The sequence below is a fragment of the Nocardia sp. NPDC050793 genome (assembly GCF_040654065.1).
In the GTDB taxonomy this organism is placed as follows: domain Bacteria; phylum Actinomycetota; class Actinomycetes; order Mycobacteriales; family Mycobacteriaceae; genus Nocardia.
The window spans coordinates 1,050,223-1,076,264 of record NZ_JBFAHG010000001.1; the positions used below are offsets into that span (position 1 = coordinate 1,050,223).

General features: G+C 68.8%; 1 protein-coding gene. It reads right to left on the reverse strand.

Annotated elements, in window-relative coordinates:
- Positions 1-7 precede the first annotated feature (7 nt).
- On the reverse strand, positions 8-26,035 hold the full coding sequence (locus AB0H50_RS04820; RefSeq protein ID WP_357446751.1) for an SDR family NAD(P)-dependent oxidoreductase: 26,028 nt from the start codon (positions 26,033-26,035) through the stop codon (positions 8-10).
- Between the last annotated feature and the right edge of the window lie 7 nt (positions 26,036-26,042).

Consider the following 26,042-nt stretch of genomic DNA (forward strand, 5'->3'; position numbering starts at 1 on the left):
CGGTCCTTCAGTCCTCGGAGGAGTTGTTGTAGGCCAGGTCGATCAAGCCGTCGATATCGAGTTCGTCGATCGACTCGTCCGTGACGATCTGATCGGTGTCGTCCTGGCCGTCCTGCCCGTTCGCGAGCTTCATGAGGGCGTCCAGCAGGCCCGCGTCGCGGAGACGGGCGAGCGGGATCGTCTGGAGGGCGTTGCGAATGCTGTTCTCCGACAGCTCCGTCGCCGGTTCCGAGTCCCGGTGGCCGCCCAACTGGCCGGCCAGGTATTCGGCCAGCGCCTGCGGTGACGGATAGTCGAACACCGCGGTCGCAGGCAACCGCAGACCTGTCGCGGTCGCGAGGGCATTACGGAATTCGACAGCGGAGATCGAATCGAAGCCCAACTCGCTGAAGGGCCGGTCGGGTGCGATCACATTCGCATTCCGATGACCCAGAATCGTCGCGACCTGACCGCGCACGATCTCCACCAGAACGCCGAGGCGTTCACCGTCGGGAGTGCTCGCCAACCGCGCCCGCAGCGCCGCCGACGCACCCGAGGCCGCCTTCCGGCGCTGCGGTACGAGCTCGGAAAACAGCACGGGCACTGTGGATCCCGCGCCACGCATGGCATCGAGATCCAAGCGGGCGAGGACGGGGGCCGCCGTCTCCAGCCCGGTCGCCGCGTCGAACAGCGCCAGACCCTGCTCCTGCGACAGCGGCAGCATGCCCGACCGGGACATCCGGCGCCGCTCGGTGTCACCGAGTTCCGCCGCCATACCGCCGTCCATACTCCACAGACCCCAGGCCAGCGAGGTGCCGGGGAGCCCGGCTGCCCTGCGGTGCGCCGCCAGTGCGTCCAGGCAGGCGTTGGCCGCGGCGTAGTTGCCCTGTCCCGCATTGCCGAATGCACCGGCCGCCGAACTGAATACGACGAACGCTCGCAGCGGCAGCTCGGCGGTCAGCTCGTGCAGGTGCAGGGCCGCATCGACCTTCGGCCCGAACACCGCATCCATGCGGGCCGGAGTCAGCGAAGCGATCGCACCGTCATCGAGCACACCGGCCATGTGGAACACACCGGTCAGCGGGTGGTCGGCAGGGATTTCGGCCAGCACCTGCGCCAGCGCGGCACGATCGGCGACGTCACACGCGACGAACTCGACCTCGGCACCGAGCTGCCGCAGCTGGTCCCGCAGTTCGGTTGCACCTGTGGCGGATTCACCGCGCCGGCTCAGCAACAACAGACGGCGAACACCGTGCTCGGCCACCAGATGCCGGGCGAACAACCCACCGAGGAAGCCGCTGGCACCGGTGATCAGAACCGTGTCGCCCGGATCGAACGAACCGGTCGCCGGCGCGTCGGTGGAGGCCCGACCGAGTCGCGCGACGTGTACCTGCCCATCGCGAATGGCCGCTTGTGGTTCCTCGGCAGCCAGAATCCCGCCCAGCAGACCGGCTATGCCGGAATCGCTGTCGATCAGCACGATCCGGCCGGGATGCTCCGACTGCGCGGCCCGAACCAGGCCGCCGACAGCGGCACCGGCCAAGTTCGAAATGTCCTCTCCGGCCACGGATACCGCGCCACCGGTCCGAACCACCAGCACCGAATCACCGAACCGAGGCTCGGCAATCCAGGACTGCAGTGCCTGCAGCACGCCATGAGTAGCGGCACGAACGGACGCGGGATCATTGCCCGCCGGGCAGTCAAGCACCACCACCTGCGGGACCTGCTCACCCACGGCACCGAGATCCGCCCATGCCACGCAGGCGACCTCGTTCTCGGACACCGTGATCGGTGTCCAGCGGACATCGAAGACGGCAGTGCGAGCAATGGGTGTGCCCACGGTGAGCTGTGCGGGATCGATCGGCCGAGATGCCAAGTGCCGCACCGTCGCCACCGCGGCACCGGTCGAATCCGCCAGATCCAGCGCGACTCCGCGTTCACCGATGCGAGTGAGCCGAACCCGCAACGCATCGGCCCCCGCCGCGTGCACAGTGACGCCGGACCACTCGAACGGCAACGCCAAGCCGGTTTCCTCCGACGCGGTTTCATCGGCAAAACGCAAGGCGTGCAATGCCGCGTCCAGCAGCGCGGGATGCATGCCGAACCGGTCCGCGTCCGCACGCGCCGGCTCGGGCAACTCGACCTCGGCGTAGAGCCCGTCGGCTCCGCGCCAGACCGCTCGCAGCGCCTGGAAGACAGGACCGTAGTGATAGCCCTGCGCGTCGAGGGCGTCATAGACACCGTCGATATCCACCGCGACCGCGTCCGCGGGCGGCCACGACACCAGATCTACTGCGGCACTGTCACCTGCCGGTGCGAGCCCGCCTTCGGCGTTCAACGTCCACGGCGTATCGGCATCGTCGTCGGGCCGCGAGAAGATCCGCACACCGCGACGACCGGCCGCGTCCTCGGCATCGACCACGACCCGCACGGCGACCCCTGCCGAATCCGACAGCACCAGCGGCGCCCGCAGTACCAGCTCCTCCAGCACGGTGTAGCCGAGCTGTTCGCCGGCATGGAGGGCGAGTTCGACCAGACCGGTGCCGGGGACCAACACGGTGTCCATGACCGCGTGGTCGGCCAGCCAGGGCTGCGTCTGCACCGACAATCGTCCGCTGAGCGCGATCGCGTCGGACTCCGGTTGCGACACCACGGCCGAGACCAGAGGGTGCCCCGTGGCCGCGAAACCCATCGACCTTGCGTCACCACCGGCGGCGGACCCGGCGGCCATCCAATAGCGCTGACGCTGGAAGGCGTAGGTGGGCAGGTCGATGCGCCGAGCTCCGGTACCGGCGTACAGGCGGGCCCAATCGACGTGAGCGCCGGTGACGAACAACCCGGCAGTCCCGGCCACCACAGCGGACGCGTCCGCCTGGCCCCGACGCGCCAGCGCCACCACCGTCACAGGCGCGGTCACCGTCCGCTCCTCGACGATCTGGTTGACCATCGGGAAGAGCACGGCGTCCGGTCCGACCTCGGCGAACCGGGACACACCCAGGTCCGCCATCGTGGCGACGGCGTCGGCGAACCGGACGGTGTCCCGGACCTGACCGACCCAATACGCCGGATCGGTCATCTCATCGGTGATCCGGGCACCGGTCACCGTCGACACCAGCGAGATGCCGGGTCGGCCGAAGGTCAAACCCTCTATCGCCGAGGCGAACTCGGTCAGCATCGGCTCCATCAACGCCGAATGGAAAGCATGCGAAACCCGCAAACGGTGTGTCCGCCAACCACGCTCGGTGCACTTCGCGACTACCGCGAGCACATCGTCTTCGACACCGGAGAGCACCACCGATGTCGGGCCGTTGACCGCCGCGATCGAGACCTCGCCGGACAGCAACGCCGTCACGTCGACCTCGGCGGCGCCGACAGCGACCATCGCCCCACCGGAAGGCAACGCCTGCATCAAACGACCACGCGCGGCCACCAACACACACGCATCCTCGAGCGACAACACACCGGCCACATGCGCAGCAGCGATCTCACCGATCGAGTGACCGGTCACCACATCCGTGCGCACGCCCCACGATTCGAGCAATCGGAACAGCGCCACCTCGAACGCGAACAGCCCCGCCTGCGCAAACACGGTCTGATCGACCGAATCCTCGTCCGACAGCGCCACATCCAGCGGAATCGGCTGCCCCAGCAGCGGATCCAGCTGCGCGACAATCGCATCGAAATGCTCGGCGAACACCGGATACGCCGCACACAGCTCGGCCGCCATACCGGCCCACTGCGCACCCTGACCCGAGAACACCACACCCGTCGAACCCGCCACCACCCGGCCGGACACCACACCCGGAAGGTGTTCGGCCCGGCTCAGCGCTTGTGTTCCGGCCCGCAGCGCGTCACGTTCGGTCGCGAACACCACGGCCCGGTGGTCGAACAGCATTCTCGAATCGACAAGTGCGAAGCCGATATCGATCGGGTCGTCCTCGTGGCCGCTCACCTGCGCTGCCAGGCGGGCGGCCTGATCGGCGAGCGCCGCCCCACTGCGGGCGGAGAGCACCCAGGGCAGCACTCCGCCGACCGGAGCGGTCTTGACCTCCGGAGCCGGATCCATTGCGGGCGCCTGTTCGAGGATCAGGTGCGCGTTGGTGCCGCTGAGGCCGAACGAGGACACTGCCGCACGACGCGGCCGATCCACCTGCGGCCACGACACCGGCTCGGTCAGCAGCCGGACCTGCCCCTCGGACCAATCCACCTTCGTAGACGGCTGATCCACGTGCAGGGTCTCCGGCAGCCGCCCGTGCCGCATGGCCATGACCATCTTGATCACGCCGCCCACACCCGCGGCGGCCTGAGCGTGACCGATGTTGGACTTCAACGACCCCAACCACAACGGCCGAGCGACATCCCGATCTCGGCCGTACGTGGCCATCAGCGCCTGCGCCTCGATCGGGTCACCCAGCGTCGTACCGGTGCCGTGCGCCTCCACCGCATCGACGTCGACCGGCGAGAGCCCGGCATTCGCGAGAGCCTGCCGGATCACCCGTCGCTGTGACGGGCCGTTCGGCGCGGCGAAACCGTTCGACGCACCATCCTGATTCACCGCCGAACCCGCGAGCACCGCGAGCACCCGATGACCGTTGCGCCGTGCGTCGGACAACCGCTCGAGCACCAGCACACCCGCGCCCTCGGACCAGCCGACACCGTCGGCCGCGTCTGCGAAGGACTTGCAGCGACCGTCCGGGGACAACCCCCGCTGGCGACTGAACTCGAGGAACATGTCCGGTGCCGACATCACGGCCACACCACCGGCCAATGCCAGATCGCACTCCCCCGATCGCAGCGACTGCGCGGCCAGATGCAGGGCGACCAGCGAGGACGAGCATGCCGTATCCACCGACACCGCAGGACCTTCCAAGCCCAGCGTGTAGGCGATGCGACCGGAGACCAGACTGCCGCCCGCATTGTTACCGGTGCCGGCGCCCTGGGCGTAGTCGTGGTACATCACGCCGGTGAACACGCCGGTCGAGCTGCCACGCAGCACCGCAGGGTCGACACCGGCGCGTTCCAGCGCCTCCCAGGAAACCTCCAGCAGCACCCGCTGCTGCGGATCCATCGCCGTCGCCTCGTTCGGGCTGATCCCGAAGAAGTCCGCGTCGAAATCCGCTGCGGAGTAGAGGAATCCACCATGGCGGGTATAGGTCTTACCCGCCTTGCCCGGCTCAGGATCGTAGATACCGTCGATATCCCAGCCCCGATCGTCCGGCAGCTCTCCGGTGGTCTCCCCACCGGACACGACCAGCTGCCACAGATCCTCCGGCGACGCGATGCCACCCGGGTAGCGGCAGCCCATCGCCACCACGGCGATCCGGTCGTCGCCGACGGCTGTGCCTGTGGTGATTTCGATGTCCTGGCTCGTGCCGGTGAACTGGGAATCGATGAAGTCGGCGACGAGCTGCGGGTTGGGGTAATCGAAGATCAGCGTGGCAGGCAGTTGCAGACCGGTGGCGGTATTGAGCTTGTTGCGGAACTCGATGGCGCTCAACGAGTCGAACCCGAGCTGCTGGAATGCCTGCTGGGGCTCGACGGCAGCGCCGGAGGCGTGCCCGAGAGTGCCTGCGGCAGTGCCTCGGACGAGCTCGAGCAGTGCGGCGGCGCGGTCGATGTCGGAGAGTCCGGCCAGCCGTTGCGCGAACGCCTGTCCAGCCGCGGTCCGAGTCGCCCGGCGCACGGGCGCGGGCGCGATCGCCCGTAGCAAGGCGGGGATCTGCTCGCCCCGGGTGCGCAGCACGGCCGCGTCGACCCGCAGCGCCACCACCTGGGCCGTCTCGGCGGCGATCGCCGCATCGAACGACGCCAGGCCTTCGGCCTCGGTCAACGGCGGGAAACCCAGGCTCCGCATCCGATCGAAGTCGTCCTCGGACAGCTCGGCACCGAGGCCGGTCGACCGCGCCCACAGGCCGTAGTCGATGGCGGTAGACGGCAGTCCGAGGTCGCGGCGATGCGCCGCGAGAGCGTCGAGGAAGACGTTCGCCGCGGCGTAGTTGGCCTGGCCTGCAGCCAGCACCAGCCCACCGGCCGAAGACAGCAGTACGAACAGAGACAGCGCGGTGTCGCGGGTGAGCTCGTGCAGATGCCACGCGGCATCGGCCTTGGGCCCGAAGACATTCCCGAGCCGGTCCGGCGTCATCGACTCGATCACACCGTTGTCCGCGATTCCGGCCGCATGCACGACGCCCACCAGCGGATGCTCGGCCGAGATGCCTTCCAGCAGTGCGGCTATCGCAGCCCGATCCGACACATCGCAGGCGGCGACCGTGACCTGCGCGCCGAGCTCGACGAGCTCATCGCGCAGCTCGGGAGCACCAGGAGCATCCAGGCCACGCCGTGACGTCAGGAGTAGGTGGCGCACACCGTGCTCGGTCACCAGATGCCGGGCGATCACCGCACCCAGACCGCCGGTGCCACCGGTCACCAGCACGGTGCCCGGCTCGAGCGGCCGAGCGACCGCATCGGATGCGTGGCGGGCGAAGCGCGGCACCAGCACCTCTTGCCCACGCAGTGCGGCTTCCGGTTCCGCGGCCATCGCCGCGGTGGCGACGGAGACCGGATCGTGGTCGCCGTCCAGGTCCAGGAGCTGGAATCGACCCGGGTGCTCCGCCTGCGCGGCACGCACCAGCCCCCACACGGGCGCCTGGTCCAGCCGCACCGAATCGGAATCGGCGACGGCCACAGCGTGTCTGGTCGTTACCACCAAACGGGAACCGGCGAAACGGGTTTCGGCCAGCCAACCCTGGACGGTGTCCAGGACCCGTGTCACCACCCGGCGTGCGGCCTGCGGCGCCGCACCGTCCTCGAATGGGCTCTCCAGCAGCACGATCTCGGGAACGACCGCGTCGGGGTTCGCATCCAGATCGGCGATCAGCGCCGCGAGGTCACCGTAGTCCCGCACCGTACCGGAACTTCGGCTCCGGCCGAGCGCAGCCACCCGGCCGGGCTCCGCCGGCGCCGCAGTCGGGGCGACAGTGCTCCATTCCACGCGGAAGAGGGAGTCCTCGGCATGGTCGGCGCCCAGGCGATCGGCCGATACCGGTCGGGACAGCAGCGCACCGACCGACAGCACCGGGTGCCCCTGGTCATCGGCCAGCTGCACGCTGAACCTGTTGCCGTCGACCATGATTCGGACGCGCACCGCGGCGGCGCCTGCGGCGTGCAATACCACGCGGTTCCAGGTGAAGGGCAGGGCCGGGAAATCACCGACGCCATCCCGAAAACCGTGCACGATACCGACATGCAGCGCCGCGTCGAGCAACGCCGGATGAACTCCGAAGCCGTTGCCGTCCTGCGGATCCGGCAGTGTGACCTCGGCGAACAACTCGTCACCGCGGCGCCACGCCGCCTGCAAACCCTGGAAGAACGGGCCGTAGCCGTACCCGAGGTCGAACAACTCGTCGTAGACGCCCGCGAGAGGAGTCGGCTGCGCACCCGCGGGCGGCCACACGGCCAGATCGAAATCGGCCGCCGTCTCGCCCGGGGCGAGCACACCTTCGGCGTGCAGCAACCACGGCCCCTCGGCGGTCTGCCGCGAATGCACAGTCAACCGCCTGCGACCGGTTTCATCGGCGCCGCCCACCACGACCTGTACCGCGACGCTGCCTTCGGCAGGCATCGTCAACGGGGCATGCAGGACGAGCTCGTCGACCACCTCGCAGCCCAGGACGCCGCCGACATAGCTCGCCAGCTCGACGAACCCGGTGCCCGGCAGCAACACCACGCCGAGCACGCTGTGGTCGGCCAGCCACTGCATCGAGTCCACCGACCACCGGCCGGTGAAACTCACCTCACCCGACTCCGGATGCGACACCATCGCAGCGAGCAGCGGATGCTCCACCGTGTCCAGCCCGGCCGAGCCGACTCCGCCCAGTTCGGCTCCCAGCCACGACTTCGCCAGCATCTGCCGGGGATCGAGCCAGAACCGCTCGTGCTGGAAGGCATAGGTGGGCAAATCGATGCGCCGGCCACCAGTATGAAGACCAGACCAGTTCACGTCGGCGCCGGCCACGAACAACCCGGCCACCCCGCCCAACACCGCGGGCGCATCGGCCCGGCCCCGGCGCGCCAAGGGCACGATCGCCGGAGTCGCGGTCAGCTGCCCGGAGTCGGCGATCTGCGCGATCATCGGGGTCAGCACCGCGTCGGGGCCGACCTCGGCGAACCGGGAGACACCCAGATCGACCATCGCGGCGACCGCGTCGGCGAACCGGACCGTGTCACGGACCTGATCCACCCAATACGACGCAACGGTCATCTCATCGGTGATCCGGGCACCGGTCACCGTCGACACCAACGGGAGGCTCGGACGACCGAACACCAAACCCTCGATCGCCGAGGCGAACTCGGCCAGCATCGGCTCCATCAACGCCGAATGGAAGGCGTGCGAAACCCGCAATCTATGCGTGCGCCAGCCACGTTCCACGCAGGTGTCGACAACGGCTTGGACCGCGTTCTCGACGCCGGACAGCACCACCGACGACGGACCATTCACCGCCGCGATCGACACTCCTTCGACCAGCAACGGCCGCACATCACCTTCGGGAGCGCCGACAGCGACCATCGCCCCGCCGGAAGGCAACGCCTGCATCAAGCGACCGCGCGCCGCCACGAGAACACACGCATCCTCGAGCGACATCACTCCGGCCACATGCGCCGCAGCAACTTCACCGATCGAGTGACCAGCAACGACATCCGTGTGCACGCCCCACGATTCGAGCAGCCGGAACAACGCCACCTCGAACGCGAACAGACCCGCCTGCGCGAACACCGTCCTATCGACCGAATCCTCATCCGACAACGCCACATCCAGCGAAATCTGCTGCCCCAACAGCGGATTCAACTGTGCGACGATCGCGTCGAAATGCTCGGCGAACACCGGGTACACAGTCCGCAGCTCGGCGGCCATACCGGCCCACTGCGCACCCTGACCCGAGAACACCAACCCCGTCGACCCCGGCACCACCCGGCCGGTCACCACCCCCGAAGCGGTTTCGGCGCGGCCCAACGCCCGCACACCCGCCAGCAGACCCGCACGATCCTCGGCCAAGACGACCGCACGATGGTCGAACACCGCACGCGTAGACGCCAACGAGAAGCCGACATCCACCGGATCCAGGTCGTAATCAGCGACATAAGCTGCCAGCCGCTCGGCCTGACCAGCAAGAGCCTGCCCGCCGCGCGCCGAGACCGCCCACGGCAGCAATCCGCCGGACGGAGCGGCCGCTACCGGCTCCGGTTGCACAGCCGGGGCCTGTTCGATGATGACGTGCGCGTTCGTACCGCTGATACCGAACGAGGACACACCCGCACGACGCGGCCGATCCACCTCCGGCCACGCCACCGCCTCGGTCAACAAGCGCACATGACCCTCGGACCAATCCACCTTCGAACTCGGCGCATCGACATGCAGCGTCCTCGGCAACACCCCGTGCCGCATCGCCATGACCATCTTGATCACACCACCCACGCCCGCCGCCGCCTGAGCATGACCGATGTTGGACTTCAACGATCCGAGCCACAGCGGACGATTTGCATCACGCTCTTGCCCGTACGTGGCCAAAACGGCTTGGGCCTCGATCGGATCACCCAGCGTGGTACCGGTTCCGTGGGCTTCCACCACATCCACCTCGGTCGGCGCGATCCCGGCATTGGCCAGCGCCTGCCCGATCACCCGCCGCTGCGAGGGACCGTTCGGCGCGGTCAAACCGTTCGACGCACCGTCCTGATTCACCGCCGAACCGGTCATCACCGCGAGCACCCGATGACCGTTGCGCTGCGCGTCGGACAACCGTTCCAGCACCAGAATGCCGACACCTTCAGACCAGCCGACACCATCGGCGGTGTCGGAGAACGACTTACACCGGCCGTCCGCCGACAGCCCGCGCTGCCTGCTGAATTCCACGAATGTCTCCGGGGTGGCCATGACGGTGACACCACCGGCCAACGCCAGATCACACTCGCCCGACCGCAGCGAGGCCGCGGCCGAATGCATGGCCACCAGCGACGACGAACACGCCGTATCGACCGTGACCGACGGCCCCTCCAGCCCGAACACATACGAAACCCGCCCCGAGGCAATGGATCCCGCGTTCGCGTTGGCCGGATAGTCGTGATACATCATGCCGACCCACACACCGGTCCGGCTGCCCCGCAACGCGCCGGGGTCGACACCGGCCCGCTCGAACGCCTCCCATGAGGTCTCCAGCAGCAGGAATTGCTGTGGGTCCATCAGCGCGGCTTCGTTCGGGCTGATGTTGAAGAACGCCGGATCGAATTCCCCTGCGGCATGGAGGAATCCACCCTCACGGGTGTATGTGCTGTTCGGCTTCTCCCCGGTCGGGTCGTAGAGACGATCGACATCCCAGCCACGATTCACGGGGAACTGCGATGCCGCATCCGTCCCCGTCGCAACCAGATTCCACAGCTCCTCAGGAGAACCGACCCCACCCGGATACCGGCACGCCATACCCACGATCGCAATGGGTTCGTCGAGCTGACGATTGCGGGTCTGCAGCGCTGTGCGAACAGCTGGTGCCGCGAGCTGGTGGTCGGCGAACTCACCGGCCAGGTATTCGGCCAGCGCCTGAGGTGACGGATAGTCGAACACCAAACTCGCAGGCAACCGCAGACCCGTCACGGTCGCGAGGGCATTGCGGAACTCGACCGCGGAGATCGAATCGAAGCCCAGATCGCTGAATGCCCTGTCGGGTGCGATCGCATTCGCGTTCCGATGGCCCAGACTCGCCGCGACCTGACCGCGAACGGTTTCGACGAGCACACCCAGGCGCTCGCTGTCGGGAGTGGCGGCCAAACGAGAACGCAGCGCCGTGGCGCCGCCCGAAGCCGTCCGACGGCGCGCAGGAAGCAGGGCGGACAGCAGGGCCGTGGCCGACCCGCTGGTGCGGATGCCGTCCAGATCGAGACGGGCCAGCACGGGAGCGGCCGCGTCGATTCCGGAAGCGGCGTCGAACAGCGCCAGACCCTGTTCTTCCGTCAGCGGCAGCATGCCCGACCGAGACATCCGGCGCCGCTCGCTCTCGCCGAGCTCCGCGCCCATACCCCCGTCCGCGCCCCACAGACCCCACGCGAGCGACTGCCCGTCACGCCCGGATGCCCTGCGGTGCAACGCCACCGCGTCCAAACAGGCGTTGGCCGCGGCATAGTTGCCCTGCCCCGGATTGCCGAAGGTGCCTGCCGCCGAACTGAACAGGACGAACGCCCGCAATGGCAGATCGGCGGTCAATTCGTGCAGATGCAGAGCGGCATCGACCTTCGGCCGCAAGACCGCATCCATCCGCTCCGGGGTGAGCGCGGCGATCGCACCGTCATCGAGCACACCAGCCGTATGGAACACACCGGCGAGCGGACGGTCCGCGGGGATAGCGTTCAGCACCGCGGCCAGCGCGACACGATCGGCGACGTCGCAGGCGGCGAACTCGACCTCGGCACCGAGCTGCCGCAGCTCGTCCCGCAGTTCCCTTACGCCGGGGGCGGATTCACCGCGCCGGCTCAGCAACAACAGACGGCGAACGCCGCGCGCGGCCACCAGATGCCGGGCGAACAACCCACCGAGATAGCCGCTGGCACCGGTGATCAGGACCGTCTCGTCCGGAGCGAAGGACGAGCCGGTGCCCGACGAGGGGTTCGCCCGGACAAGTCGCGCACCGAAGACCTGCCCGCCGCGCACCGCCACCTGCGGTTCCTCGGCAGCCAGAATCCCGCCCAGCAGGCCGTCGATGTCGGAATCGCTGTCCACCAATACGATCCGGCCACGACTCTCCGCCTGGGCCGTACGGACGAGACCAGCAACGGCGGCACCGGCGAGATTCGTAATGTCCTCCCCGGCAACCGATACCGCACCGCTGGTCCGGACCACCAACGCCGACTCGCCGAACCGCTCATCGGCAAGCCACGACTGCAGCACTCGCAGCACACTGTGCGTCGCGGCCCGGACCGTGTCCGGCTCGTTTCCGGCCGGGCAGTCCAGCACCACCGCGGCGGGCACCTCGTCACCCAGATCCGCCCACGACACCACATCGATTTCGGTGCCGGACACCGAGATCGGTGTCCACTCGACCTGGAATACGGCGCTGCGAGCGACGGACGCACCGGCGCTGAGCTGCCCGGGATCGATCGGCCGGGTCGCCAGCTGCCGCACCGTCGCCACCGCGGCACCGGTCGAATCCGCCAGATCCACCGCCACGGCACGCTCACCCACCCGGGTCAACCGCACCCGCAGCGCACCGGCCCCCGCCGCGTGCACCGTGACACCCGACCACTCGAACGGCAACTCCGGGCCTGTGCCCTCGGCGCGCAGCCGGCCGGCCGGCCGCAGCGCATGCAGCGCGGCGTCGAGCAGCGCCGGATGCAGCCCGAAACCCTGGCCGTCCGCTTGGTCCGGGAGGGCGACCTCGGCGAATACCTCCTCGCCGCGCTGCCACACCGCCCGCAGGCCCTGGAAGACGGGGCCGTACCCGTACCCGGCGTCGAGCAACTCGTCGTAGACACCATCGACGTTCACGACCTGTGCGTCGGCCGGAGGCCACGCCGCGAGATCCACGGCCGGCACGGCCGCGCTCGGGGCCAGCGTGCCCTCGGCATTCAGCAGCCACGACGACGCCGCACCGGCGTCCCCGTCCGGGCTGGAGAATATCCGCACCCCGCGCCGACCGGTCTCGTCCGCGGCATCGACCACGATGCGCACCGCGGCCCCATCGGACTCCGACAGCACCAGCGGGGCCCGCAGCACCAGATCATCCAGGGTCGAGCAGCCGACCCGCTCCCCCGCGTACAGGGCCAGCTCGACGAATCCGGTGCCGGGGAACAACACGGTCCCCAGCACCAGGTGATCGGCCAGCCACGGATGCGTCTGTATCGACAGGCGACCGGTCAGGATCATCGCGTCGGAGTCCGGCTGCGATACCACCACCGAAACCAACGGGTGGGCGGTCGCCACCAGACCCATCGCCCGGGCGTCGCCGCCGCTGGCCGAATCCGCGGACACCCAGTACCGCCGACGCTGGAAAGCGTAGGTGGGCAAGTCGATTCGGCGCGCTCCGGTACCGGCGTACAGACCTGCCCAGTCGACGTCGGCGCCCGCGACGAACAACCTGGCGAGGCCGGTCGGCACCGCGGACACATCGGCCTGGTCCCGGCGCGACAGCGCGGCCACGGTTACGGACGCGCCATCCCCGTTATCGAGGGTTTGCGCGATCATCGGGGTCAGCACGGCATCGGGGCCGACCTCGGCGAACCGGGACACACCTATGCCCGCCATCGCCGCAACAGCATCCGCGAACCGGACCGTGTCCCGGACCTGACCGACCCAATACGCCGGATCGGTCATCTCATCGGTGATCCGGGCACCGGTCACCGTCGACACCAACGGGATGCTCGGACGACCGAACATCAAACCCTCGATCGCCGAGGCGAACTCGGCCAGCATCGGCTCCATCAACGCCGAATGGAAGGCGTGCGAAACCCGCAATCTATGGGTGCGCCAACCCTGATCGGCGCATCGTTCTGCGACAGCGAGCACGTCGGCTTCGACACCGGACAGCACCACCGACGACGGACCGTTGACCGCCGCGATCGATACAGCACCGTCCACCAGCAACGGCAGCACATCGAGCTCTGCGGCGCCGACGGCGACCATTGCGCCACCGGAAGGCAATGCCTGCATCAAACGACCACGCGCGGCCACCAGCACGCACGCGTCCTGGAGCGACAACACCCCAGCTACATGCGCAGCGGCGATCTCACCGATCGAATGACCAGCGACCACATCGGCCCGGACTCCCCACGATTCGAGCAGCCGGAACAACGCCACCTCGAACGCGAACAACCCCGCCTGCGCGAACACCGTCCGATCGACCAGCTCACCATCCGCCAACGCCGTGCCCAGCGAAACAGGCTGTTCCAGCAGCGGATCCAACACGGCGACGATCGAATCGAAGTGTTCGGCGAACAGCGGATAGGCGGTCCGCAGTCCGGCGGCCATACCCTCCCACTGCGCACCCTGACCCGAGAAGACGAATCCTGTCGACCCCGCCGCGGCACGACCGATCACCACACCGGGTGCCTGCGTACCGCCGGCCAGTGCCCGCACGCCCGCGAGCAGACCGTCACGGTCATCGGCGACGACAACCGCACGGTGCTCAAACACCGCACGGGTGGACGCCAGGGAGAAACCGACGTCGACCGGATCATGTTCGCCCACACGCGATGCCACGCGGTCGGCCTGAGCGGCGAGAGCCTCGGCGCTACGGGCCGAGATCACCCACGGCCGCGCCGCCGGTACCGAGGCCGGCTCCGGAGCCTGGGCCACCACCGGCGCGGTCACCGGGGCCTGCTCCACGATGAGGTGGGCATTCGTGCCGCTGATGCCGAACGAGGAGACGCCCGCACGACGCGGGCGATCCACCTCCGGCCACGCCACCGCCTCGGTCAACAAGCGCACATGACCCTCGGACCAATCCACCTTGGTGCTCGGCCGATCGACGTGCAGCGTCCTCGGCAGCACACCGTGCCGCATCGCCATGACCATCTTGATCACACCGCCGACACCCGCAGCGGCCTGGGCATGACCGATATTCGACTTCAACGACCCCAACCACAACGGCCGATCCGCAGCACGCTCCTGGCCGTAAGTGGCGAGCAGTGCCTGCGCCTCGATCGGATCACCCAAAGTCGTACCGGTGCCGTGAGCTTCCACCACGTCCACCTCGTCCGGCGACACACCGGCATTGGCCAACGCCTGACGGATCACCCGCCGCTGCGACGGACCATTCGGCGCGGAGAAACCATTCGACGCACCATCCTGATTCACCGCCGAACCAGCGATCACCGCGAGCACGTCATGACCATTGCGACGCGCATCCGACAACCGCTCCAACACCAGCACACCGGCGCCCTCGGACCAACCGACACCATCGGCACTGTCGGAGAACGACTTACACCGGCCATCCGGCGACAAGCCACGCTGCCTGCCGAACTCGAGGAACATGTCCGGGGTACCCATCACCGCCACGCCACCGGCCAGTGCCAGATCGCACTCACCGGATCGCAGCGACTGCGCGGCGAGATGCAGGGCGACCAGCGAGGACGAGCACGCGGTGTCCACGGTGACCGACGGTCCTTCCAGACCGAACACATAGGACACCCGGCCCGAAACCAAGCTGCCCGCGGCGCCGCTGCCGGTACCGGTGCGCTGGGCGTAGTCGTGGTACATCAGGCCGGTGAACACACCGGTCGAACTGCCGCGCAGCACCGCCGGATCGACACCCGCCCGCTCCAGCGCCTCCCACGAGATCTCCAGCAGCAACCGCTGCTGCGGATCCATTATCGTGGCTTCGTTGGGACTGATCCCGAAGAAATCCGCATCGAAATCAGCCGCGGAGTACAGGAATCCACCCTGACGGGTATAGGTCTTGCCCGCCTTGCCGGGCTCCGGATCGTAGATGCCCTCGAGATCCCAGCCACGATCCGACGGCATGTCGCCGGTGGTGTCGGTGCCGGAAGTGACCAGGTCCCACAGGTCTTCGGGCGAGGCGACGCCACCGGGGTAGCGGCAGCTCATCGCCACCACCGCGATCGGGTCGTCGCCGGTGCGAACCCGCCCGATCACGGGCTTCTCGACCGCCACGGTGCCGGTGAGCTGGGAATCGATGAACTCGGCGACAACCTGCGCGTTCGGGTAGTCGAAGACCAGCGTCGCAGGCAGCTGCAAACCCGTCGCAGCATTCAACTTGTTACGGAACTCGACCGCACTCAACGAATCGAAACCGAGCTGCTGGAAAGCCTGCTGCGGCTCAACAGCATCCACCGACACATGCCCGAGAGTGGCAGCGGCCACCGACCGGACCAGGTCGAGCAAAGCGCGCGCACGGTCCGCATCCGACAAACCGGCCAGCTCGAGCGCAAAGGCCTGGCCCGCAGCGGTCCTGGTCTGCCTGCGGACCGGGGCCGGTGCCAACGAGCGGACCAGAGCGGGGATCTGCTCGCCCCGAGTCCGGAGCATCGCCGGATCGACCCGCAGCGCCACCAGCTGCGCGGTGTCGGTCGCGATTGCAGAATCGAACAGCGCAAGACCCTCGGCCTCGGTCAGCGGCGGGAAGCCCTGGCGGCGCATCCGATCGAAGTCATCTTCGGACAGCTCGACACCGAGCCCGGACGATCGCGCCCACAACCCGTAATCCACGGCTGTCGCGGGCAATCCCAGACTCCGACGGTGTGCCGCGAGCGCATCGAGGAAGACATTCGCCGCGGCGTAGTTCGCTTGACCCGCCGCCAGCACCAATCCGCCTGCCGAGGACACCAACACGAACAACGACAGCGAAGCATCGCGAGTCAGCTCGTGCAGATGCCACGCCGCATCGACCTTGGGGCCGAACACATAATCGACCCGCTCCGCCGTAATCGACTCCACCAGACCGTTGTCCGAAGTCCCCGCCGCGTGCACCACGCCTACCAGGGGATGCTCAACAGAGATGCCGTCGAGTAGCGCCGCCAGCGCAGACCGATCCGACACATCACACGCGGCAATGCTCACCTGCGCACCCAGCTCGGTCAGCTCCGCGTGCAGCTCGGCCGCTCCCGGAGCGTCCAGGCCACGCCGAGACGTCAGAAGCAGATGGCGCACACCGTATTCGGTCATCAGGTGCCGGGCGATCACCGCGCCAAGACCACCCGTACCACCGGTCACCAGCACGGTGCCCGGCTCGGACAACCGAACGATCGTGCCGGGCGCGTGCCGGCGCAACCGCGGCACGTACGCGCGCATACCCCGCAGCGCGGCCTCCGGCTCGGTCGGGTCGACGGCCGCCGCGGCGAGCGAATCACCGTCGGCGTCCAGATCGATCAGCTGGAATCGGCCCGGATGTTCCGCTTGCGCGGCACGCAGCAGACCCCACACCGGCGCTTGGCCCAGATCCACCTGCTCCCCGTCGGGGATGGCCACCGCATGCCTGGTCAGCACCACCAAACGCGAACCGGCGAAACGACTGTCGGCCAGCCAACGCTGGACGGTCTCGAGCACGCCCATCGCGACCCGGCGGGCGGCCTCCGGCGGCGCACCCTCGTGGGTGGGGCACTCGAGCAGCACGAGGTCGGGCACGACCGCGTCGGGGTTCGCGTCCAGATCGGCGATCAATGCCGCGAGATCACCGTCGCGCCCGCCCAGTACCGCCACGCGGTCCGGCTCGACGCTCGCCGTGGACGGCGCGGTAGCGACCCACTCGACGCCGAAGAGGGCCTCCGATGCCCCCGCTGCGCTCAGGCGATCGGCCGACACCGGCCGAGAGATCAACGCGCCCACCGACAGTACGGGTTGACCCTGCTCATCGGCCATCTGCACCGAGAACCGGTCGCCCTGCAGCACGATCCGCACCCGCACCGCGGCAGCGCCGGCCGCATGCAGCACCACGCGGTTCCAGCTGAACGGGAGCGCCGGGAAACCCTCGACGCCGCCACGCAGACCATGGACGATCGCGGCGTGCAGCGCCGCGTCGAACAGCGCGGGATGGATACCGAAACCTTCGGCGTCCTTCGGATCCGGTAGCGCGACCTCGGCGAACACCTCGTCACCGCGCTGCCACGCGGCCCGCAGCCCCTGAAAGAAGGGGCCGTAGCCGTATCCGATATCGAGCAACTCGTCGTACGCGCCGTCGACGTCCAGCGGTTGCGCGTCGGCCGGTGGCCACGCGACGAGATCGAAGTCGGCCGTCCCCTCACCGGGAACGAGCACACCTTCGGCATGGAGCATCCACGGACCCGCGGCCGTCTGGCGAGAGTGCACGCTCAGTCGCCGCCGACCGGCCTCGTCCGGGGCGGCCACCACGACCTGTACAGCGACATCGCCCTCGGCCGTCAGGGTCAACGGGGTATGCAGGACGAGCTCGTCGACCACCTCGCAGCCCAGCAGGCCACCGACGTGACCGGCCAGTTCGACGAATCCGGTGCCCGGCAGCAACACGGTGCCTAGCACGCTGTGGTCCGCCAGCCATTCCACCGAATCCAGCGACCACCGGCCGGTGAAGCTCACCGCTCCCGAATCCGCGTGCGGCACAACGGCACCCAGCAGCGGGTGCGCCGCCGCATCCAGGCCGACCGCGGTGACGCCACCGAGTTCGGCACCGAGCCACGACTGGGCCAGCATCTGCTTGGCGTCGAGCCAGAACCGTTCGTGCTGGAAGGCGTAGGTGGGCAGGTCGATTCGCCGCGCTGCCGAACCGGCGTACATGCCCGCCCAGTCCACCTCGGCGCCGACCACGAACAACCCGGCCAGCGCACTGGTCACGGTCATCGCGTCCGCGTGGTCGCGTCTGGCCACCGCAACCGCCGTGGCACCGCTGAGAGTCTGGGCGACCATCGGGGTCAACACCGCGTCCGGCCCGACCTCGGCGAACCTGGAGACACCCGAACCGGCCATCGTGGCAACGGCATCGGCGAACCGGACCGTATCCCGGACCTGACCGACCCAATACGCCGGATCACCCATCTCGTCGACGACCTGGGCGCCGGTCACCGTCGACACCAGCGGGATCGTGGGCCGTCCGAAGGTCAAACCCTCGATCGCCGAGGCGAACTCGGCAAGCATCGGCTCCATCAACGCCGAATGGAAAGCATGCGAAACCCGCAAACGGTGTGTCCGCCAACCGCGCTCGGCGCACACCTCGACAACAGCGACGACCGCATCCTCGACACCAGAAAGCACCACCGACGACGGACCATTCACCGCCGCGATCGACACCCCCTCGACATCAGCCAGCAACGGCAGCACATCGGCCTCGGAAGCACCGACAGCAACCATCGCCCCACCGGAAGGCAACGCCTGCATCAACCGACCACGCGCAGCCACCAACACACACGCATCCGCCAGCGACAACACCCCAGCCACATGCGCGGCAGCCACCTCGCCGATCGAATGACCAGCCACCACATCCGCACGAACACCCCACGATTCGAGCAGCCGGAACAACGCCACCTCGAACGCGAACAACCCCGCCTGCGCGAACACCGTCCGATCGACCAAGTCACCGTCCGCCAACGCCAGACTCAGCGAAACAGACTGCCCCAGCAGCGGATCCAACTCGGCGACGATCCCATCGAAAGCCGCGGCGAACTTCGGGTACGCCGCACGCAACTCAGCCGCCATACCGGCCCACTGCGCACCCTGACCCGAGAACACCACACCCGTCGAACCCGGCACCACCCGGCCGGACACCACACCGGATGCAGGCGCACCAGCGGCCAGCGCCCGCACGCCGGCGAGCAGCCCCGCACGGTCATCGGCCACCACGACCGCCCGATGCTCGAAGACACTGCGCGTCGACGCCAGCGAGAAACCGACATCGATCGGATCATGGTCGACCACATGCGATGCCAGCCGCGCAGCCTGAGCGGCCAGCGCCTCGCCGCTGCGCGCCGACAGCATCCACGGCACCGCCGGGACGATCCGAACCTCCGGGGCCGACTCGACCGCCGATACCGGGGCCTGCTCGAGAATGAGATGTGCGTTGGTGCCGCTGATGCCGAACGAGGAGACACCCGCACGACGCGGCCGATCCGCCTCCGGCCAGGCCATCTGTTCGGTCAGCAGCCGGACATGTCCCTCGGACCAATCGATCTTCGTGGACGGCTGATCCACATGCAGGGTCTGCGGCAACAGACCGTGCCGCATCGCCATGACCATCTTGATCACACCACCCACGCCCGCCGCCGCCTGAGCATGACCGATGTTGGATTTCAACGATCCGAGCCACAGCGGACGGTCCGCATCCCGATCCTGCCCGTAGGTGGCCAGCAGCGCCTGGGCCTCGATCGGATCACCCAGCGTGGTACCGGTGCCGTGAGCTTCCACCACGTCGACATCGACCGGCGACACCCCGGCATTGGCCAACGCCTGACGAATGACTCGCCGCTGCGAGGGACCGTTCGGCGCGGTCAAACCATTGGACGCGCCATCCTGGTTCACCGCTGAACCGGCGATCACCGCGAGCACGTCATGACCATTGCGGCGCGCGTCCGACAACCGCTCCAGCACCAGCACACCGGCGCCCTCGGACCAGGCGACACCATCGGCTGTGTCGGAGAACGACTTACACCGGCCGTCCGGCGACAGTCCCCGCTGCCTGCTGAACTCCACAAACGTCTCCGGAGTCGCCATCACGGTCACACCACCGGCCAAAGCCAGATCGCACTCGCCCGACCGCAGCGACTGTGCCGCCAAATGCATTGTCACCAGCGATGACGAACACGCCGTGTCCACCGTGACCGACGGCCCCTCGAGACCGAACACATACGAGATCCGGCCGGACGCAATGGATCCCGCGTTCGAGTTGGCCGGATAGTCGTGATACATCATGCCGGCGAAGACACCGGTCGCACTGCCGCGCAGCAGCGCGGGGTCGACGCCGGCCCGCTCGAACGCCTCCCATGAGGTCTCCAACAGCAGAAACTGCTGCGGATCCATCATCGCGGCCTCGTTCGGGCTGATGTTGAAGAACGCCGGATCGAACTCGCCTGCGGCATGCAGGAATCCACCCGAACGCGTGTACGTGGTGTGCGGTGTTTCCCCGGTCGGGTCGTACAGCCGCTCGGTATCCCAGCCGCGGTTCACCGGGAAATCCGACGTCGCATCGGTCCCGGTCACGACCAGCTGCCACAGCTCCTCGGGCGATCGGACCCCGCCCGGGTACCGGCACGCCATGCCGACGATCGCGATCGGTTCGCCGTCGAAGACTTTCGCGGCGGTGACCGCCACGTTCTGCCCGGTGCCGGTGAGCTCGTCGGTCAGGTGTGCGGCCAGCGCCTGCGGGGTGGGGTAGTCGAAGACGACCGCGGCCGCCAGCGACAGGCCGGTGGCGGTCTTGAGCCGGTTACGCAGCTCGACCGCACCCAGGGAATCGAAACCCAGGTCCTGGAAGGCGCGATCGGGATCGATCGCGGAGGCACTGTCGTGGCCGAGAACGGCCGCGATGTGGGTGCGGACGGTATCGAGCACCGCCTGCCGCTGCCGACCGGCGTCCAGACCCGAAAGCCGTTGCCGCAGACTCGACCCCACCGTCGAGAGCGCCGCGGACCGCCGCACCGCCGGCGCCAGCGCGCGCAGCAGCGGTGGCAGCAGTCCGGCCTCGGCTTGGGCGCGGATCGTGGCGGTGTCGACCGTGGCGATCACCGCGTGCGCCGTGCCGCGTTCGAGCACCGCATCCCAGCCGGCCAGCGCCGCCTCGTCCAGGATCGCGGTGAATCCGGCCCGGCTCATTCGAGCCAGGTCGACCTCACCCAACTGCCCGGCCATACCGCCCGAGCGCGCCCACGGACCCCACGCCAGCGACTGACCGGCCAGTCCGCGGGCACGCCGGTGGGCAACCAGCCCGTCCAGGAAGGCGTTCGCGGCCGCGTAGTTGCCCTGGCCGGGACCGCCAACGGTGCCCGATATCGACGAAAACACCACGAACGCGGCAAGATCCAGGTCCGCGGTCGCCCGGTGCAGATGCCATGCGGCATCCGCCTTCGGTGCCAGCACCGCATCCACCCGCTGGGCGGTCAAGGAGGCGATCACCCCGTCGTCGAGCACGCCCGCGGCATGGATCACACCGGTCAACGGCCACTGCGCGGGGATGTCGGCCAGCAGCTCGGCCACCGCGTCGGCGTCGGTGACATCACACGCCACCACCCGCACCTGCGCACCCAATTGCTCCAGCTCGGCGCACAACGCCGCGATGCCATCGGCCCGAGGACCACGGCGACTCACCAGCAGCAACGACCGTACGCCGTGCTCGGCCACCACGTGCCGGGCCACCACCGCACCCAAACCACCTGTGCCGCCGGTGATCAGCACCGTTCCCGCACCGAAGGCGTCGGCGGCGGCCGATGCGGACGCGACGGGCGCGGGCCGGGTGAGCCGCGCGGCGTGGGTGATGCCGTCACGCAGGACCACCTGGGGTTCGCTCACGGCCACGACAGTGGCCGCGACGGACTCATCGACACCGGTATCGGTGTCCACCAGGACGATTCGTCCGGGGTCCTCGGTCTGCGCGGACCGCACCAAGCCCCACACCGCGGCACCGGCGAGATCGGTCAGGTCCTCGTCGGCCATTGCGACCGCACCGCGGGTGGCGACCAGCAGTGTGCTCGCGGCGAACCGGTCCTCGGACAGCCACGCCTGTACCACCTCGAGGACGCGTGCGACCTCGGCATGGGTGGCGGTCACCACGTCGGCGCCGGCGACTTCGCTCCAACCGGACCCGGCCTCGACCACCACGACCGGAGGCACCGCCGCATCCGGATCCAGCCGGTCCCACCGGACCGAACCCGAATCCACCGCGGGCGAATCCGATTCGACCGGCGACCACACCACTTCCAGCACCGGATCGGCCGCGCCGCTCGCACCCGTGGCGAGCTGCTCCAGTCGCATGGGCCGTGGCGTCACCGATCCGGACAACACCGGCTGACCCTGCTCGTCCGCCGCCCACAGCGACACCGACGATCCGGTGGTGGTCAACCGAACACGCAGCAACGATGCCTCGGCCGCGTGCAGCGCGACCGACTCCCACGAGAAGGGCAGCACGACTTGCCCGGCAGCCACCGTGAACGGTGAATCCGGCTGCCCCTCAGCATTATCGAGGACACCAGCCAGCAGTCCCGCCTGCAGTGCCCCGTCGAGCAGCGCCGGATGAATCCCGAATCCTTCGGCGCGCGCACCACTATCGGCGTCGATGGCGATCTCGGCGAATACCTCGGCGCCACGTCGCCACAACGCACGCACACTCCGGAAGGCCGGACCGTACTCGTAGCCCCGTTCCGACAGGGCCGTGTACGCGGACGCGACATCGAGATCGGTCGCCGCGGCCGGCGGCCAGGTCTGCGATGCGGGTGCGGCCGTGTCGTCCAGAGTGGTCAGCTGCCCCCGCGCGTTCAGGACCCACTGACCGTCCGGGTCGTGCTCACTGCGCGAGTAGATCGAGATCGGCCGCTGCGCGAACTCCGGTCCTGGCCCACCGACGACAACCTGGATCCGCACACCGCCCGAGGCGGGCAGCAGCAGCGGCGCCTGCAGCGTCAGATCGTCGATCACCGGGTATCCGGCTTCGGCACCGGCGCGCAAGGCCAGCTCGACGAAGCCGGTCCCGGGCAGCAGGATCGACCCGGCGACCGCGTGGTCGGCCAGCCACGGCTGCGTCGCCACCGACAACCGCCCGGTCAGCAACACATCACCGGACTTCGCTTCCGACACGACCGCACCCAGCAGCGGATGCCCCATCGCGCCAAGACCCACCGATTCGACACCGGCGGAACCGAGCGCGGGTTCGAGCCAGAAGCGCCTGCGGTCGAAGGCATAGGTGGGCAGTTCCACCGGTGCCGGGTTCGGGTCCGCCAGCACCGCGTTCCAGCGCACCGGCACCGCCCGGACGAACAACCGCGCGACCGCGGCGAGGATCTCGGCGGGTTCGTCACGCTCGGGGTGCAGCACCGCCACCGCGGTCGCCTCCTCGGGCAGGCACTCGGCTGTCATCGCCGACAGCACCGAGTCGGGACCCACTTCCAGGAAGGTGTCCACACCGTCGGCCCACGCCGCAGCAGCGGCGTCGGCGAACCGCACCGGCCGCCGAACCTGATCGACCCAGTACTGCGGCGAGCACCACAGGCCGGGATCCGCCACCGCCCCGGTAACGGTCGAGATCACCGGAATCCGGGGCGGATCGAAGCGCAGTGTCGCGACCATCTCGGCGAACCGCGCCAGCATCGGTTCCATCAACGAGGAATGGAAGGCATGGCTGACCCGCAACCGTTTGACGCGTCGCCCGCGTTCGCGCAGCTGCTCGGCGAGAACGTCCACGACCTCCGCACGACCGGAGATCACCACTGCCGCAGGGCCATTGACCGCGGCCACGTCCACTCCGTCGACGCCGTCCAGCAGTGCGGTGATCTCCTGCTCACCGGCCTGCACCGCGAGCATCGCTCCGCCGGTGGGCAATTCCTGCATCAACCGGCCCCGCGCCGCGACCAAGGCGCACGCATCGGCCAAGCTCAGCACGCCGGCGACATGCGCGGCGGCGATCTCACCGATCGAATGCCCGAACACCACATCCGCGGTGACACCCCATGATTCGAGCAGGCGATACAGCGCCACCTCGACCGCGAACAGCGCCGGTTGGGTCAACCGGGTCTGCTCCAATTCGGCTCCGGAGCTGATCGCGTCGCGCAAGGAGAGCCCGAGCAGCGGGTCCAGCTGCGCGCAGACCTGGTCGAAGGCCTCGGCGAACACCGGGAACCGGCCATACAGCTGCTGACCCATGCCCGCCCGCTGGGAGCCCTGCCCGGCGAACATCACACCGACCCGCGACGCCGCGCCGGAACCGACGGCGACATCGGGACCCGGTTCGCCGGCCGCCACCGTGGCCAGTCGGCGCAGCAGCTCGTCCCGGTCGTCACCCACGACGACAGCCCGATGCGCGAACAGCGTGCGAGTCGAGAGCAGCGAATGCGCCACATCGGATACCGACACCGCGGGATCGGCGGCGACGAACTCGTGCAACCGCGCAGCCTGCGCCCGCAGCGAGGCCTGCGACTTCGCCGACACCACCCACGGAACCGCACCCGCGACAGCGCTTCCCGAGCTGCCGGGGTTGGTGCCCGGCTCGGACTCGGCCGGTTCGACTGCGGATACGTGTTCGAGGATGACGTGCGCGTTGGTGCCGCTGATGCCGAAGGAGGACACCGCGGCCCGGCGGGGCCGGTCCGCTGCCTCGGGCCAATCCCGCTTTCGGGTCAGCAGTTCGATCGCGCCGGCGGACCAGTCCACACGGGGGGTGGGCTCGTCGACATGCAGGGTCGGCGGCATCACCCCGTGCCGCATCGCCATGATCATCTTGATCATGCCGCCGACGCCCGCCGCGGCCACCGAGTGACCGATATTGGATTTCAGCGACCCGAGCCACAGCGGCCGCTGCGGATCACGGTCCTGTCCGTAGGTGGCGAGCAGGGCGTGTGCTTCGATCGGATCCCCCAGCACCGTGCCGGTGCCGTGCGCCTCCACCACATCCACGTCGTCGGTCGAAAGCCGCCCGTTGGCGAGCGCGGCGCGGATCACCCGCTGCTGCGAGGGACCGTTCGGCACGGTCAAGCCGTTGGACGCGCCGTCCTGATTGATCGCCGTTCCGCGGATCACCGCCCACACTCGATGCCCGTGTCGCTGCGCGTCGGACAGCCGCTCCAGCACCAGCATGCCCGCGCCTTCGGACCAGCCCGTGCCGTCCGCCGACGCCGCGAACGACTTGCACCGGCCATCGGCCGCCAACCCCCGCTGCCGGGAGAACTCCACGAACATCCCCGGCGAGCCCATGACCGTCACGCCGCCGGCCAACGCCATCGCGCACTCCCCCGAGCGCAGCGACTGGGCCGCCAGATGCACCGCCACCAGCGACGACGAGCACGCGGTGTCCACCGACACCGCCGGGCCCTCCAGTCCGAGCGCGTACGCCACCCGGCCCGACACCACGCTGCCGGTCGTACCGGTCAGCAGGTAGCCCCGCAGGTCCACCGGACCCGCGTGCAGCATATCGGCGTACTCCCCGTTCGACGCGCCGGCGAAGACACCGGTATCGGATCCCCGCAACGTCGACGGGTCGATACCGGCTCGTTCCAGGGCTTCCCACGAGGTTTCCAACAGGATCCGCTGCTGCGGGTCCATCGCCAGTGCCTCGCGCGGGCTGATCCCGAAGAACTCCGCGTCGAATTCCGCTGCGTCATAGAGGAACCCGCCAGAGCGGGTGTACGACTTCCCGCGCGCCTGCGGGTCCGGGTCGTAGAGCCCGTCCACATCCCAACCGCGGTCGGTAGGGAACTCACCGATCGCGTCGACGCCCTCCGACACCAGATTCCACAGATCCTCCGGAGAGGCCACCCCACCCGGGTAACGACACGCCACACCCACCACCGCAATGGGCTCGAATTTCTGATCCTCGACTTCCCGCAGCCGCCTGCGGGTTTGACGCAGATCGACCGTCAGGCGCTTCAGGTAGTCAAGGGTCTTGTTGTCGTCGACCATCTAAGTT

Bases quoted from the DNA above. Each gene is read 5' to 3' on its own strand.
- AB0H50_RS04820 (WP_357446751.1), bottom strand. From the start codon at position 26,035: ATGGTCGACGACAACAAGACCCTTGACTACCTGAAGCGCCTGACGGTC.